This is a genomic window from Streptomyces sp. NPDC048258, assembly GCF_043201995.1.
Classification (GTDB): Bacteria; Actinomycetota; Actinomycetes; order Streptomycetales; family Streptomycetaceae; genus Streptomyces.
In genome coordinates, this window is record NZ_JBICZH010000004.1 from 11828 (window position 1) to 26570 (window position 14743).

Below are 14743 nucleotides of genomic sequence, written 5' to 3' on the forward strand. Positions count from 1 at the left end.
CCGCAGCTCCCTTCTTCCGCAGCAGTGACCAGGAGAGGAAAGAATGGACGTCACGCCGAACGACCCGTGCGCGGAAAGGACGTTGGTGCTCCTGAAGCCCGACGCCGTTGTCCGCGGAATATCGGGAAGGGTCCTTTCCCGCTTCGAGGATGCCGGGTACAAGATTATCGGTGTCAAGATGAGGGCGATGGACGCGGAGCTGGTACGGCGTCACTACTTCGACTTGGAGGAGCGACGCGGCCAGGATGTCTACCTACGCAGCGCCGCCTTCATGCAGCGTGCGCCCGTGATCGCCGTGGCTCTCGAAGGGCACGATGTCATCGCGACCGTACGCAAGTTGGTGGGCGCGACATGCCCCAACGAGGCGGTCCCGGGCAGCATTCGAGGAGACTGGGGCCACCACAGCCGGCAGGCGAGCGAGGCGACCGGAACGGGAATCGCGAACGTTGTCCACGCCTCCAGCAACGCCGCGGACGCCGCGCATGAACTGGATGTTTGGTTCACGAAGGAGGAACTCCACCAGTACCGGACACTAGTCGAGCGATTTTCCGACGGACCCGGAGATGAGTGACATGAACGCGAGCGTGATACCGGAACGGGTGGCCAGCGCAGACGAGGCGCGCGCGTTGGTGCGTGGCCGGGGTGCCGCGGTCCTCGCTGGTGTACAGGACGAGCCGACTGCCCTCTCTCTGGGCCACCAGGTGATGGGCGAGAAGGCAGTGCGGATCGGTACACAGATCGACGTGACCGGACACAACGAGACGGAACAGGCCAAGGCCGTAGCAGCGCAACCCGTAGATGAACGGGGACGAAAGCGCGCCTTCAGCGTGGCGGAGGAACGGATGCCCCCGCACAATGACGGTTATGCGTTCGGCGATTTGGCGCCGGACCACTTATTCCTGTGGTGCGAGCGTCCGTCCGTCGTCGGCGGCGAGTCGTTCCTGATCGACACCTCCCGCCTGATCGACCTTCTGGCCAAGGACCCGCTGAACGCGGACCTGGCGGAGTTCTGCCGGACCGTCGGCGTCGACCATTCCGAGCCGAACTACCCCCAGGGCAGCAGTCACCCCCTCGTGCGCAGCAGTGCCACGGGGCGATTCCAGGGGCGCTACCACCCCTATCTGTCACCAGTGGGCGGGCCGACAGAGGAGAACGACCGGCGGTTCGTGCGCCGGTGGGAGGAAGCGGTGCTCAGGGCGCGCGACAGTGGGCCGATGTTCCGGTTGGAAGCAGGAGACATGCTCTGCATCGACAACTACCGGATGCTCCACGGCAGAGACGCACACAGTGATCCCAAGCGGCGGCTGTGTTCCATCTGGGGCTGGAGCACAGACGCGTTCGCCATCCCCAGCGGGCCCTTGGACATCGTCAACCCACGGCTCGCACCAGTGGCGGAGAATCCCTGATGACGACGGTTCGCACACGGGAGAGAACCTCACGTGACCAAGCCGCGCGCCCGTGGATTCTCTACGTGGTCCTGGTGGTGTTTCCACTCGCGGTCACCGTGGTGCTGCTGCGATTCGGCAGCGAGGTGCTGGGGAGCGGCGAAGTGACGGGGGGCCGGTCTCCGGGACACGCGGTGCCCGACGTGTTCACTGATCTGCTGTTGGCCCTGCCCGTCGTACTGGTTGCCTGCCAACTGGCCGGACGGCTGTTCCGGCGGATATCCCAGCCCGGGGTCATCGGGGAGATCCTCGCCGGCATCCTCCTGGGCCCGTCAGTCCTCGGTCTCGTATGGCCGACGGGTTACGCGGTGCTGATGCCGCAGCATCTCCTGGGGCCGCTCGGCATACTCGCTCAGCTCGGCCTCATCTTCTTCATGTTCCTTGTGGGCCTTGAATTGGACCTCAGACATGTCCGCGACAGCGCCAGGAGTCTCCTGCTTATCAGTCATAGCGGTGTCGCCGTGCCCATGCTGGCTGGGATCGTTCTCGCGTTCGCCATGTACGAAGGGTTCGCGCCGGCGCACGTGGGATTTGCCGAGTTCGCCCTGTTCTTCGGTGTGTCTATGAGCATCACGGCGTTCCCGGTACTCGCGCGGATCGTGGCCGACCGCAACCTCAAGGGCACGCTCATCGGGACCACTGCCCTGGCCGGTGCCGCCATCAGCGACATCACCGCGTGGTGTCTGTTGGCGGCGGTGGTCGCGATCGTCCAGCAGACCTCCTTCACCGATGTCGGTCTGACCGTGGCCCTCACCCTCGTCTTCATCCTGTTCATGTGGCGAGTCGTGCGGCCGGCGCTGCTTCGGTCGGCACAGGACTCACCACAGGAGTCCTCGGGCGCCACGGTACGGCGTTTGCCCGATGCGGCTGTGCTGTCGCTCCTGCTCTGCGGCATCATGGTGTGCGCGCTCAGCACCCAGTGGATCGGTATCCACTCGATTTTTGGCGCCTTCCTGCTGGGCGCCGTCATGCCGCGTGGCCTGCTGACTGTGCAGCGGTCGGCCTTCCGGATACGGGGCGTGACCGAGGTCCTGTTGCTGCCACTCTTCTTCGTATACTCAGGACTCCGAACAGAGCTCAACCTCTTGGGCACGGACTGGCAGCAGTGGGCGTGGTGTCTGCTGCTCATTGTCGTCGCGGTGGTCGTCAAGTGGGGCAGCACCACGATCGTGGCTCGGGCCACGGGCTTCGACTGGCCGAGTGCACTCTCACTCGGTGCGCTGATGAACTGCCGCGGGCTGACCGAGCTCATAGTGCTCAATGTCGGTCTCGACCTCGGTGTCGTCAGTCCGGCCCTGTTCACCATGTTCGTACTGATGGCACTCGTCTCCACTGTGATGACCTCCCCGACGCTGTCGGCCATCGACCGATGGGTAGGTGGGGGCCGCAAACAATCCTGATCCGAGGCAGGCGCTGGCGCGAGGGCGCCTGATGCGGATGGGTGGAGATCCCCCAGGACGAACGTACTGCTCGCACCGACCACCGTCCCCCCGGTGACCCGGCTGCGCGCCGAGCCCCGCCCCCTGGCCCCCATGCCGACGCCCGGCGGGCCCTGGCCGGGCTGCTCGACTCCATCCCGGCCAGGGAGCCGGACGGCCGCGCCGAGGAGGCGGCGGCCAGCCTCCTCAAGCGGGTCGGCGCACGCCTCGACGAGCAGAGCTGGGACTGGAACGCGACCTGCTGGCCTCGCTGCGACGCGCTCTGCCCGACGACGCCCCGGTCTTCTTCGACATGACGATCCTCGGCTACTGGGCCTGGTCCGCCTTCGACGCCTGCGTGCCGAACGCCATGCGCTCCGGACAGGGCGCCGGCGGCCTCGGCTACGGATTCCCCGCGGCGATCGGAGCGGCGGCTGCCTCCCCGGACCGGCCAGTGCTCGCGGTCTCCGGGGACGGCGGGGCGATGTACTCGATCGCCGAGCTGGCCACCGCCTGCCAACTCGGCCTGAACGTCACCTGGCTGATCGTCGACGACGGCGGCTACGGCATCCTGCGCGAGTACATGACGGACACCTTCGGCGAGGCCACCGCGACCGAACTCGCCCGCCCGGACTTCGTCCGACTGGCCGAGTCGTTCGGCGTCCCGGCTTCCCTGACCACCCCCGCGGGTATGGAGCGTGATATGACCGCGGCCCTCGCCACCCCTGGCCCGAGCGTCCTGGTTCTCCCGGCCCTGCTCCGCATGTTCGCCCCCACTCACACGGCGCCCCCTAGTAGTGCTTTGTCGGGTTCCGCTGACCAGGGGCGATGCGACGGGGCTGGCGCTTTGGCAGCGGCGGGCCGACGCCCTCAGCCGCAGGTCGCGGGCATAGCCCGGCGCCGCCGAGTGAGGGCGCCGGGGGCCGAAGCCCAGACCCGACAAAGCACTACTAGATCCTGACGGACTATGTCGTGCGAACGTCCCACTTCGGGTATCCCTCAGGGGACAGGCCTGCCCGGCGCGTAATCAAGGCACCGCCGGCTTCGGACAGCAGGCCAGGGGCTGCTTCCGGCAACATTGAGCAGGACGATCGGCGGAGCGTGGCCATGCAGGCGATCCTCCGGCTGCGGGATGTGCCGGGGACGGTGGCCGGCGGTTCGACCGCCGAGCAATCACCACCGAAGGCCAAGGGGCAGGGTTCTGACCATCCGTTAGGGGATCGGCCGAGCGATGACTTTGAGGGATCTATAACTCCCTGACCTGCGAAAACGTCAGGCGATCCAATGGTTCTGGAACTGGATCGGACGGTCCCAAGAGGATATCGCACAGGCCCGCGAGGACTGGATGAACGGCAGTCGCTTCGGCGAAGTGAAGGGCTACGACGGCCCTCCGATTCCGGCTCCAGAGCTGCCCCCAACTCGCTTGAAGCCCAGGGGAAGAGTGCGCTGAGCTGTGCTGATGTCGTCACGGTGGAGTCGGGCGTAGTCGCTGCGATTTGGTTCCGCTTCTAGGCGTCTATCAGAAGTTGGCACGGTCTCCGGAGTGGCTTCTTGATCTTGAGGTCGAGTCTCATGTGGATCAGGCTGTGGTCAGGTCTAGTCGGACGAATGCTGACCCTTTGCTGACTCTACTGACCAGTAGTTAGATTTCCTGGGGCGCGTTGGGGTGTGTTCCGGCAGGAGAGCATCGCGCCGAGGGGTCCGGTCCGGGATCCCCCGGCTGCCGTGGAAGGCTTCCAGGTGGAGCTCTCCTTTGAGTCTGCGGGCCACTGTCGTTCTGTCGCGGCGGCCGGCGCGCGACGTTGTGGGCAGTGAACAAAGCGGGGTGTTGCAGCCGCTGCTGTCGAGTTGGCAAGGGGTCCATGGCATGGTCAGATTCCTACGCCACGGAGCAGGCCTGGGTGGATGGGGGCCTGGAGTTCATTGCTATAGCTCGGCCGACCAGCTTCCCGGCTCGCTCGTTGATCCGATGAGGTTGACCTTCAATCGAGGGCATGACCCGCCAGCAGAAGCCGCTTTGTCGGCATCTGTAGCAGCCGCCCTCACCAGTCAGCCGCAGGCTCTCGCTCCGAGCCCGGTCAACCGGCATCGCGACGAGCTGCTCTTACGCCGCAGCCGACGGCATCCACCACCATCCGACTCCTCCACCGACTCGTGCCCAATCGTCTCGCTCACTTGGCGTCTCTCCCTTGATCAGCAGATCCGCCGTTGATCAGACACTCCCGTAACAGGGCAGCCCGACCAACTGCCCCCGACTTCGCTCGCACAGCAGTTCTGGCTGGGCATTTAGCGGGGTCCGCCCAGCACGATCTTCCATACTCGGGTCGCCACCTGGAGGTTGAGCCGGTCCTCGACGTTCGCGAGGTCGTTGCCGCTGATGTCGCGGATGCGCTGGAGCCGATAGCGCAGCGTGCTGCGGTGGATCGCGAGGGATTCGGCGGTCTCGTCGTAGTTGCCGCCGCAGTCGAAGTACCGGGACAGGGTCTCCACCATGGCCGCGTGGTGCCGGGAGTCGTAGTCGATGAGCTGCCCGAGCCACTCGTTGACGAACGTCTCCAGTTCCCGGTAATCGTTGCCGGGTCCCAGGATGCGGTAGAGGCCGAGCTCGTCGAAGAAGGTCGTGCCGTATTGCTCGCGGGAGTGGCGGCGCACTTCCAGGGCGCGCTGCGCCTCCTGGTAGCGGTGGGGGATGTCGTCCAGGGAGTCGCAAGAGGCGCTCACCCCGATCGTCCCGGACCGTGTCCCGGTCTCTCGGGCGAGCGCCTCGTACAGCGCGCGGGCGTGCGGTCTGGCGTCGGCGACCAGGACCACGTGGTCGGAACGTCGGGTCAGCAGCGAGCGCATGCCCACGGCAGAGGCCGCCCGGCCCACGGTCTGCGCGAAGGAATCGTCCGCTGTCCGGTTCGACCACTGCACCACGACGATGTAGTGGCTGCGGTGCAGGTCGTGTCCGACCGCCTCGGACCGGGCGTAGGCGCTCGCCTCGCCCGTACCTGCCAGGAGGTCGTCGACCAGCTCGCGGTGCAGCCTCAGCTCCACTTCGGCCAGAGTACGCAGGTGTGCCAGCTCCAGGGCGAGCGACGTGGCGGCGTGTTCCAGCGCGAGTACGGTGTGCTCGTCGGCCTGGCCCCGGGCATCGACCAGGGCCAGCACGCCCAGGATCTCGCCGTGCGGGCGGACCAGGGTGATCAGCCGGTCCCTTATCCGCACCGGCCCGACCTCCCGGGCAACGGCGTGCAGCATTTCGTCCTGGCGCACGGGGTCCGGTTCCGGATAGGGGTCGGGGCGGCTGGGGCCGGTCCAGGACCTCAGCCGACCGAAGCGGTCCTCGACCAGCGCGGGGAGTCCGGTGAGCCCGTGCAGTGCGCGGGTGATGGCTTCCTCGCCGCCGCCCGAGTCAGCGACGTCGGCCATGAGCGCGTGAACGGCCCGCTGGAACCCCAGCTCAGACTCGACGGAGATCAGCTGCCGCTGGAGGGCTGTCCGTTCCTCCCTCAGCCGGTACAGCTCCAGCGCGTCCTCGGCCTGACGGCGGTATGCGAAGGCGACTGACAGAGCAGCAGCAGTGTGCCGGACGAGCGTGGCGAGCAGGGATCGCTCGGCCTCGGTGGGCCGGGAGCAGGACGTCACCACGAGGTAGCCGTGGAGTCCCTCAGGTCCGCGCAGCCCCAGGGCCCGGCCCCAGGGCAGGCCGGATACGGTCACATGGCCGTCTTGCCCGGCCAGCTCCCGCACCCTCCGGTCCACGGCCAGAGCATGGATCTGCCCGTTCCTCGGGCTGGGGACCAGGTCGCCGTCCACCCTGAGGTATCCGGCCTCGGCGCTGTATGGACCTGCGGCGGCTATGTGGTCCATGGCCAGGCGCAGGATCTCGCCTTCGTCCCGAGTGTCGAGCAGGGCCCAGGAGAGCACCATCAGTTCGTGGAGGGCATGGTCCGCTGGGCTTGGGACGGGTGGGCGTCGCCCTCTCCGCGGGGCCGTGGAGTGCCGCACGGGGCTGCCCCGCGGAAGTCTGCCCTCCCGGTCGGAGAGGCGGCGGCGCAGGTTGTGTGCCCGGCTGCCGGCCATGGGATCACTCCGTTCTCCCCGAGCCGGCGCTACACGTTCCGGGCACAGCGGCCGACGATGGGGATTACTCCCCCTTCCCCCGAGCCCTCAGAACAGAAAGGTGACAGCGCCCCTTCCTGTACGCCCCTTCGACCAAGTTACCCGAAATGTCCGGAGTCTTCGTCTCGTGCTCGCGGGGCGACGGGCTCCGTTGCTTTTTGACCTGCCGGGTGCAGGCGTAGAGCTGCTCGGTTAAGCGACTCTGGGGCGTGCCGGGGGCCGCCGTGCGCACCGGGAGGAGGACTGGGCGATGACCGAGCAGCCCCGTAGGCCCGTTGCCACGTACGAGACGTACGAGGAAGCCGAACGCGCCGTCGACCACCTCACGGACCAGGGGTTTCCCGTGCAGAGGGTGGCCATCATCGGCCAGGACGTCCGCCTCGTCGAGCAGGTCATCGGCCGTATGGGCTACGGCAGAGCCGCCCTGCACGGAGCGGCGAGCGGGGCCCTTCCCGGTGCGCTGATCGGCTGGCTCTTCGGCCTGGTCGACTGGGTGGACCCGCTCGTCTCCGCCCTGCTCGTCGCCCTCTACGGCCTGATTTTCGGAGCGATCGTGGGGGCGCTGTTCGGGCTGCTGCTGTACGCGCTGCAGGGCGGCCGCCGGGACTTCGCCTCCGTCCGCTCGATGGAGCCCAGCCGGTACGACGTCGTCGTGGACGAAGCGGTCGCCGACGAGGCCGTAAGGCTGCTCGGCGGGCTGCGGACCACCGGCGCCGGACCTCCCGCCCAAACCTGAACGATCGGATCCGCAGTGCCGGCGCATGCCGACGCACCGGGAGGAGTTCCTCATGGCCAAGGCAGTAGGCATCGACCTGGGCACCACGAACTCGGTGATCGCCGTGTGGGAGGGAGGCGAGCCGTCCGTGGTGCCCAACAGCGAGGGCAACCGCACGACACCGTCCGTGGTGGCCTTCACCGACACCGGCGAGCGCCTGGTGGGCCAGATGGCCCGGCGCCAGGCGATCCTCAACCCCAAGGGCACCATCTACTCGGCCAAGCGGTTCATCGGCCGGCACTTCGACGAGATCTCCGAGGAGGCCAGGGCGGTGGCGTACGACGTCGTCGAGGGCGACGGCGGGGCGGCCCGCTTCAAGGTGCGCGACAAGCTGTACGCCCCTGAGGAGATCAGCGCCCAGGTGCTGCGCAAACTCGCCGACGACGCCTCCAAGCAGCTGGGGGAACGGGTCACGGAGGCGGTCATCACGGTGCCCGCCTACTTCAACGACGCTCAGCGCACCGCCACCAAGGACGCCGGACGGATCGCGGGGCTGGAGGTGCTGCGGATCATCAACGAGCCGACCGCTGCGGCCCTTGCGTACGGCATGGACAAGAAGCAGCACGAGACGGTGTTGGTCTTCGACCTGGGCGGCGGCACCTTCGATGTGAGCATCCTTGACGTCGGCGACGGCGTGGTGGAGGTGCGGTCCACCGCCGGCGACAGTCACCTGGGCGGTGACGACTTCGACCGGCGCCTGGTGGATTACCTCGCGGACGACTTCCAGAAGGAGAACGGCATCGATCTGCGCAAGGATCCGCAGGCGCTGCAACGCTTGTTCGAGGCGGCGGAGAAGGCCAAGACCGAGCTGAGTTCGGTGACGCAGACGCAGGTCAGCCTGCCGTTCGTGACCGCCGATGCCTCGGGCCCCAAGCACCTCACCGACTCGATCATGCGGTCCACGTTCGAGCAGATCACGGGCGACCTGGTGGAACGGTGCCTGGGACCGGTCCAGCAGGCCATGGCCGACGCCAAGGTCAGCGAGAGCGACATCGACGAGGTCATTCTCGTCGGCGGTTCCACCCGCATCCCCGCCGTACAGGCCCTCGTGCGTCGGCTGACCGGCGGCAAGGAACCCAACATGAGCGTCAACCCCGATGAGGTCGTGGCCCTGGGCGCCGCGATCCAGGCCGGGGTGCTCAAGGGCGAGGTCAAGGACGTCCTGCTGCTCGACGTCACACCGTTGTCGCTGGGCGTAGAGACGCGCGGCGGCGTGATGACGAAGATCATCGAGCGGAACACCACCATCCCGGTGCGCCGCGCCGAGACCTTCTCCACTGCCGAGGACAACCAGCCGGCCGTCGATGTGGTGGTCCTCCAGGGCGAGCGCGAGAGGGCCGCAGACAACCGGGTGCTCGGCCGGTTCCAGCTCACCGACATCCGGCAGGCGCCACGGGGCGAACCACAGATCGAGGTCACCTTCGACGTCGACGCCAACGGCATTCTCGAGGTCAAGGCCCGCGACCGGGACACCGGCAAGGAACAGGGCATCACCATCAGCGAGAGCTCCAACCTGGACCGCAGCGAGGTCGAACGCATGGTCCAGGAGGCCGAGAGCAACCGGGGCCAGGACCAGGCGCTGCGCGAGGCCGTCGATGCCCGCAACGAGCTCGACGCCGTCGCGTACCAGGTCGAGAAGCGCCTCGCCGAACTGGGCGACGCGGCACCCGCGCACGAGAAGGCACGCGCCGAGATGCTGGTGTCGGATGCCCGGGCGGCGGTCAAGGAGGAGGCAGGCGTGGAGCGGGTGCGGCCCCTGTCCTCCGAACTCCAGCAGGTGCTGGCAGGGCTGGTGGCGCATCAGGGCGGCGCCGCCACCGGCGGTCCCGGCCAGGACACCACCGGGGGCGGCGCGACCGGCGGTGGCGGTGACGACGACGTCATCGACGCCGAGTTCGACAAGGACTGAGGAACCGCCATGCCGATCCACCCCAGGGAACCCGACCCGGCCGTGCCGGACCAGGCCGACCCGGCTCCGGAGGGCGCCGTACGCCCTCCCCGCGGGGATCTTCCGCCCTCGGGCCCGCCGGCCGGGCCCGGGTCTGCCACGGACGAGGAACCCGGCCCCGATGCGGCCGGCGGCCCCGCACCGTCCGAGGACGAGTACACGACCGCGATCCAGGAACTGGAGGACCGCTGGCGGCGCGCGCTCGCCGACCTCGACAACCTCCGCAAGCGTCACGCCAGGGAACTGGAGCGGGAGCGGACGGTCGAGCGGTCCCGTACGGCCGCCGCCTTCCTGCCCGTCCTGGACAACCTCGAACTCGCCCTGACCCACGCCGGAGCCGACCCCGGCGCGATCGTGGAGGGCGTACGGGCCGTACGCGATCAGGCGGTGAACGTCCTCGAACTGCTCGGCTACCCGCGGCACGCCGAGACCGGCGTCGCCTTCGACCCGGCCCGGCACGAAGTGGTCGCCGTCGTCCAGGACCCCGACGCGGCACCGGGCACAGTCGTCGAGGTGCTGCGCCCAGGCTACGGGGACGGCGAACGGCAGCTCAGACCCGCCGCCGTGACGGTCGCGAAGCGGGAGTGACCGGTCATGGCACGGGACTTCTACGAGGTGCTGGGCGTGTCGCGGACCGCGAGCCAGGACGAGATCCAGCAGGCATATCGCAAGCTCGCCCGCAAGTACCACCCCGACGTCAACAAGGACCCGGGGGCGGAGGAACGCTTCAAGGACCTCAACGAGGCGTACAGCGTCCTGTCGGACCCGAAGACCCGGGCCCGTTACGACCGCTTCGGCGAGGACTTCCGCAAGGTCCCCGAGGACTTCGACGAACGGGTCGCGGCCGGAGCGGGCGGCGGCTTCCGCGGTGGGAGGGCCGCAGGCGCGGGCGGCCCCCGCGCCCGGTACACCACCGGCTTCGGCGACGACTTCGCAGCGGAGGACATCGACATCGAGGACCTGTTCGGCTCGCTCTTCGGAGCAGGCGCCCGCGCCGGTGTACCGGGAGCCGACCAGGAGGCCGAGCTGCCGCTCACCGTGGAGGAGGCGTACAGGGGCGGCCGTCGCACCGTCACGCTCGCCGGTCCCACCGGGCAGTCGCGGCGGTACGAGGTCAACGTGCCGCCGGGCGTCACCGACGGGCAGCGCATCCGGCTGGCGGGCGAGGGCGGCCGGGGCCGTGGTGACGCCTCCGCGGGCGACCTGTACCTGCGGGTGCGCATCCAGCCCCACCCCCGGTTCCGGCTGGACGGCCGCGACGTGCACGTCCAGGTCCCGATAGCACCTTGGGAGGCGGCCCTGGGTGCGACCGTGCCGGTGCCCACCCCCGGCGGTGGCACGGCCAAGGTCACGGTGCCCGCGGGCTCGTCCAGCGGCCGGCGGCTGCGGCTGCGCGGCGAGGGCATGCCGAACCCGCGCGGCGCAGGCGGCGACCTGTACGCCGAAATCCGCGTCATGGTGCCCCCCACCCTCGGCGACCGGGAGCGCGAACTGTTCGAGGAGCTCGCCGCCACCTCTTCGTACGACCCCAGGAGGACGCGATGAACGACCGACCCGCGGGAGCGGCAGGCATCGGCCGGGCCGGCATGGGCGACCGTCCGGTACGAACGGGCACCGACGTCACCGCCTCAACGGCTGTCCGGTACGCGCTCGTGCCCGTCACCAGGCTTTCCCTGGACGCCGTGGCCCGTCGCTCGGGCCTCCACCCCGACTTGATCCGCCGGTTCGTCGCCCTCGGCCTGGTCGACGCCGAACGCGACGCCGCGGGGCACCTGGTGTTCGACCCCACGGCCCCGGCGGTCCTCGCCCGCATCCAGCGGCTGCGCTCCGGACTCTGCCTCAACTACGCCTCCATCGGTCTGGTGCTCGACCTGCTCGACCGCATCAGCCTGCTCGAAGCCGCCGTGCGCGGCCGCGGCACGAGGAGTGAAACACCCCCATGGACATGAACCGTCTCACCCAGAAGTCCCAGGAAGCCCTCCAAGAAGCCCAGACCGCGGCAGTCCGCATGGGCCAGACCGAGGTCGACGGGGAACACCTGCTGCTCGCACTTCTCGATCAGGAGGACGGTCTGATCCCGCGGTTGCTGCAACAGGCCGGCACCGAGCCGGAGGAACTGCGCGCGGCCGTGCGCGAGGAACTCTCCCGCCGCCCGAAGGTCACCGGCCCCGGCGCGGCCCCCGGCCAGGTCTTCGTCACTCAGCGCCTCGCCCGCCTGCTCGACGCCGCCGAACGGGAGGCCAAGCGCCTCAAGGACGAGTACGTGTCCGTGGAGCACCTCCTGCTCGCCCTGGCCGAGGAGGGCTCTTCTACCGCCGCCGGACGCCTGCTCAAGGAGGCCGGCATCACCAGGGACTCGTTCCTGAGCGCGCTCACCCAGGTCCGCGGCAACCAGCGCGTCACCTCCGCCAACCCCGAGGTGGCCTACGAGGCGCTGGAGAAGTACGGCCGCGATCTCGTCGCCGAGGCCAGGCACAGCAGGCTCGACCCGGTCATCGGCCGGGACGCCGAGATCCGCCGCGTCACCCAGATCCTCAGCCGCAAGTCCAAGAACAATCCCGTCCTCATCGGCGACCCCGGCGTCGGCAAGACCGCCATCGTCGAGGGCCTCGCCCAGCGCATCGTCCGCGGCGACGTGCCCGAAGGACTCCGCGAAAAGATCGTGTTCGCCCTCGACATGGGCTCCCTGGTCGCCGGCGCCAAGTACCGCGGTGAGTTCGAGGAACGCCTCAAGGCCGTGCTCAGCGAGGTCAAGGCCGCCCAGGGCCGTATCCTGCTCTTCGTCGACGAACTGCACACCGTCGTCGGCGCGGGCGCCGCCGAAGGAGCCATGGACGCGGGCAACATGCTCAAGCCGATGCTCGCCCGCGGTGAACTCCACATGATCGGCGCCACCACCCTCGACGAGTACCGCAAGCACATCGAGAAGGACGCCGCCCTCGAACGCCGCTTCCAGCAGGTGGTGGTCGACGAGCCGAGCGTGGAGGACACCATCTCCATCCTGCGCGGACTGCGCGAACGTCTGGAGGTCTTCCACGGCGTGAAGATCCAGGACACCGCGCTGGTCTCCGCGGCCACCCTCAGCCACCGCTACATCACCGACCGGTTCCTGCCCGACAAGGCCATCGACCTCGTCGACGAGGCGTGCGCCAGGCTGCGTACCGAGATCGACTCGATGCCCGCCGAACTCGACGAGATCACCCGCCGCGTCACCCGCCTGGAGATCGAGGATGCCGCCCTCTCCAAGGAGACCGATCCCGCCAGTGAAGCCCGCCTGGGGGAGCTGCGCAGGGAACTGGCGAACTTGCGCGCCGAGGCCGACGCCAAACACGCCCAGTGGGAGGCCGAACGGCAGGGCATCCGCCGCGTGCAGGAACTGCGCCAGGAACTGGAACAGGTCCGCCACGAGGCGGAGGAGGCCGAACGCGCCTACGACCTCAACCGCGCCGCCGAACTCCGCTACGGCCGCCTCCAGGACCTGGAACGCCGACTCGCCGCGGAGGAAGACCAACTGGCCTCCAAACAGGGGCAGAACCGGCTGCTGCGCGAGGTCGTCACCGAGGAGGAGATCGCCGAGATCGTCGCCGCCTGGACCGGCATCCCCGTCGCCCGCCTCCAGGAGGGCGAACGCGAGAAACTGCTGCGCCTCGACGAGATCCTGCGCGAGCGCGTCATCGGCCAGGACGAGGCCGTCAAGCTCGTCGCCGACGCCATCATCCGCGCCCGCTCTGGCATCCGCGACCCTCGCCGCCCCATCGGCTCGTTCATCTTCCTCGGCCCCACCGGCGTCGGGAAGACCGAGCTGGCCAAGACCCTCGCCCGGTCCCTTTTCGACTCCGAGGAGAACATGGTCCGCCTCGACATGAGCGAGTACCAGGAGCGGCACACCGTCAGCCGGCTGATGGGCGCACCGCCCGGATACGTCGGCTACGAGGAAGGCGGTCAGCTCACCGAGGCCGTACGCCGCAAGCCGTACTCCGTCGTGCTGTTCGACGAGGTCGAGAAGGCGCACACCGATGTCTTCAACACCCTGCTGCAGATCCTCGATGACGGCCGCATCACCGATGCTCAGGGCCGCACGGTCGACTTCCGCAACACCGTGATCATCATGACGTCCAACATCGGCTCCGAGCACCTCCTCGACGGCGCCACCGCCGAGGGCGAGATCAAGCCGGACGCCCGCGCCCTGGTGATGGGCGAGCTGCGCGGGCACTTCCGCCCGGAGTTCCTCAACCGCGTCGACGACATCGTGCTCTTCAAGCCGCTCGGCGAGCGGCAGATCGAACGGATCGTGGAGCTGCAGTTCGACGAGCTGCGACAGCGGCTCGCCGAGCGCCGCATCACCGTCGAACTCACCGATGCCGCACGTGAGCTGATCGCCCACCAGGGCTACGACCCGGTGTACGGGGCCCGGCCGCTGCGGCGCTACATCTCCCACGAGGTCGAGACACTGGTCGGGCGCGCCCTGCTGCGCGGCGACGTCCAGGACGGCGCGACGGTCCGCGTCGACGCCGAACACGGAGAGCTGGTGGTCACCTACGACCAGCAGGAGGGGGCCCGGGAAGCGAGGGCGGCGTGAACACCGCCCGCACGACGACGGTGACCTGCCCCAACTGCGGGCGCGGGAACCGGGTTCCCGTGGCCGCAGAGGGCCGCCCCAGGTGCGGCCACTGCAAGCAGCCCCTGCCGTGGATCGTCGACGCGGGCGACGACGACTTCGCCGAGATCGCCGACCAGGCCACCACGCCCGTCGTCGTCGACCTCTGGGCCACCTGGTGCGGCCCCTGCCGCATGGTCAGCCCCGCCCTCGAACAGGTCGCCCGCGACCTCGCCGGACGGATCAAGCTCGTCAAGGTCGACGTCGACAAGAACCCGAGGCTCGGCCGGCAGTTCGAGGTGCAGGCGGTGCCGACCCTGCTCGTCCTCGACCAGGGCAAGACGGTCGCCCGGCAGGCCGGGGCGGCACCCGCGCACGTCCTGCGCTCGTGGGTCGAGCAGGCGTTGGCGAGTCGGCAGACCACTGATGGAGGGTGAACACGATGGACCGGCC

General features: G+C 68.9%; 11 protein-coding genes and 2 pseudogenes. 12 read left to right on the plus strand and 1 reads right to left on the minus strand.

What is annotated here, in order from left to right; genetic code table 11:
* Nucleotides 1-43: 43 nt before the first annotated feature.
* From ACGFYQ_RS10710 to ACGFYQ_RS10730, 5 genes and pseudogenes are all read left to right on the plus strand, one after another.
* Entirely contained in the window at nt 44-571 is a 528-nt protein-coding gene (locus ACGFYQ_RS10710; protein WP_393742191.1) for a nucleoside-diphosphate kinase, read from the plus strand.
* The gene (locus ACGFYQ_RS10715) at nt 564-1406 is read left to right on the plus strand and encodes a TauD/TfdA family dioxygenase (protein ID WP_393742193.1); all 843 of its coding nucleotides are present in this window, start codon (nt 564-566) and stop codon (nt 1404-1406) included. Before ACGFYQ_RS10710 ends, ACGFYQ_RS10715 begins: the two co-directional genes overlap by 8 nt.
* Nucleotides 1406-2845, plus strand: coding sequence for a cation:proton antiporter (locus tag ACGFYQ_RS10720; protein WP_393742195.1), 1440 nt, complete (start codon nt 1406-1408; stop codon nt 2843-2845). Before ACGFYQ_RS10715 ends, ACGFYQ_RS10720 begins: the two co-directional genes overlap by 1 nt.
* A gap of 256 nt (nt 2846-3101) precedes the next feature.
* Nucleotides 3102-3644, plus strand: a pseudogene (locus ACGFYQ_RS10725) (thiamine pyrophosphate-dependent enzyme); the annotation flags it as partial.
* 507 nt (nt 3645-4151) lie between these two features.
* Nucleotides 4152-4313, plus strand: a pseudogene (locus ACGFYQ_RS10730) (pirin family protein); the annotation flags it as partial.
* An 836-nt stretch (nt 4314-5149) separates the two neighbouring features.
* On the opposite strand, the gene ACGFYQ_RS10735 reads toward ACGFYQ_RS10730, so the two are convergent.
* Nucleotides 5150-6931: a PucR family transcriptional regulator gene (locus tag ACGFYQ_RS10735; protein ID WP_393742197.1), complete on the minus strand. Its 1782-nt coding sequence runs from the start codon at nt 6929-6931 to the stop codon at nt 5150-5152.
* 289 nt (nt 6932-7220) lie between these two features.
* Here ACGFYQ_RS10735 and ACGFYQ_RS10740 point away from each other — a divergent pair, with 289 nt between their 5' ends.
* Genes ACGFYQ_RS10740 through trxA form a run of 7 tightly spaced genes read left to right on the plus strand, consistent with a single transcriptional unit; the run spans nt 7221 to nt 14727 of the window.
* Entirely contained in the window at nt 7221-7706 is a 486-nt protein-coding gene (locus tag ACGFYQ_RS10740; protein ID WP_393742199.1) for a general stress protein, read from the plus strand.
* A 52-nt stretch (nt 7707-7758) separates the two neighbouring features.
* Complete coding sequence (gene dnaK / locus ACGFYQ_RS10745; RefSeq protein ID WP_393742201.1) at nt 7759-9654, plus strand: molecular chaperone DnaK; 1896 nt, start codon at nt 7759-7761, stop codon at nt 9652-9654.
* 9 nt (nt 9655-9663) lie between these two features.
* Nucleotides 9664-10281, plus strand: a complete 618-nt coding sequence (locus tag ACGFYQ_RS10750) for a nucleotide exchange factor GrpE (RefSeq protein WP_393742203.1) — start codon at nt 9664-9666, stop codon at nt 10279-10281.
* 6 nt (nt 10282-10287) lie between these two features.
* The gene (locus tag ACGFYQ_RS10755; protein ID WP_393742205.1) at nt 10288-11238 is read left to right on the plus strand and encodes a DnaJ C-terminal domain-containing protein; all 951 of its coding nucleotides are present in this window, start codon (nt 10288-10290) and stop codon (nt 11236-11238) included.
* Nucleotides 11235-11642, plus strand: a complete 408-nt coding sequence (locus ACGFYQ_RS10760; protein WP_393742207.1) for a chaperone modulator CbpM — start codon at nt 11235-11237, stop codon at nt 11640-11642. The genes ACGFYQ_RS10755 and ACGFYQ_RS10760 overlap by 4 nt, the downstream gene beginning before the upstream one ends.
* Nucleotides 11633-14272: an ATP-dependent chaperone ClpB gene (clpB, locus tag ACGFYQ_RS10765; protein WP_393742209.1), complete on the plus strand. Its 2640-nt coding sequence runs from the start codon at nt 11633-11635 to the stop codon at nt 14270-14272. Before ACGFYQ_RS10760 ends, clpB begins: the two co-directional genes overlap by 10 nt.
* Nucleotides 14269-14727 carry a thioredoxin gene (trxA, locus tag ACGFYQ_RS10770; protein ID WP_393742211.1) on the plus strand — a complete coding sequence of 153 codons (459 nt, stop codon included), beginning with the start codon at nt 14269-14271 and terminating at the stop codon, nt 14725-14727. Before clpB ends, trxA begins: the two co-directional genes overlap by 4 nt.
* Nucleotides 14728-14743: the final 16 nt, after the last annotated feature.

Excerpts from the sequence above, each read along its gene's own strand:
- ACGFYQ_RS10735 (WP_393742197.1), bottom strand. The coding sequence starts at position 6,931 with ATGGCCGGCAGCCGGGCACACAACCTGCGCCGCCGCCTCTCCGACCGG.
- ACGFYQ_RS10720 (WP_393742195.1), top strand. The coding sequence starts at position 1,406 with ATGACGACGGTTCGCACACGGGAGAGAACCTCACGTGACCAAGCCGCG.
- ACGFYQ_RS10740 (WP_393742199.1), top strand. The coding sequence starts at position 7,221 with ATGACCGAGCAGCCCCGTAGGCCCGTTGCCACGTACGAGACGTACGAG.
- ACGFYQ_RS10715 (WP_393742193.1), top strand. The coding sequence starts at position 564 with ATGAGTGACATGAACGCGAGCGTGATACCGGAACGGGTGGCCAGCGCA.
- ACGFYQ_RS10755 (WP_393742205.1), top strand. The coding sequence starts at position 10,288 with ATGGCACGGGACTTCTACGAGGTGCTGGGCGTGTCGCGGACCGCGAGC.
- ACGFYQ_RS10710 (WP_393742191.1), top strand. The coding sequence starts at position 44 with ATGGACGTCACGCCGAACGACCCGTGCGCGGAAAGGACGTTGGTGCTC.
- clpB (WP_393742209.1), top strand. The coding sequence starts at position 11,633 with ATGGACATGAACCGTCTCACCCAGAAGTCCCAGGAAGCCCTCCAAGAA.
- dnaK (WP_393742201.1), top strand. The coding sequence starts at position 7,759 with ATGGCCAAGGCAGTAGGCATCGACCTGGGCACCACGAACTCGGTGATC.
- ACGFYQ_RS10760 (WP_393742207.1), top strand. The coding sequence starts at position 11,235 with ATGAACGACCGACCCGCGGGAGCGGCAGGCATCGGCCGGGCCGGCATG.
- ACGFYQ_RS10750 (WP_393742203.1), top strand. The coding sequence starts at position 9,664 with ATGCCGATCCACCCCAGGGAACCCGACCCGGCCGTGCCGGACCAGGCC.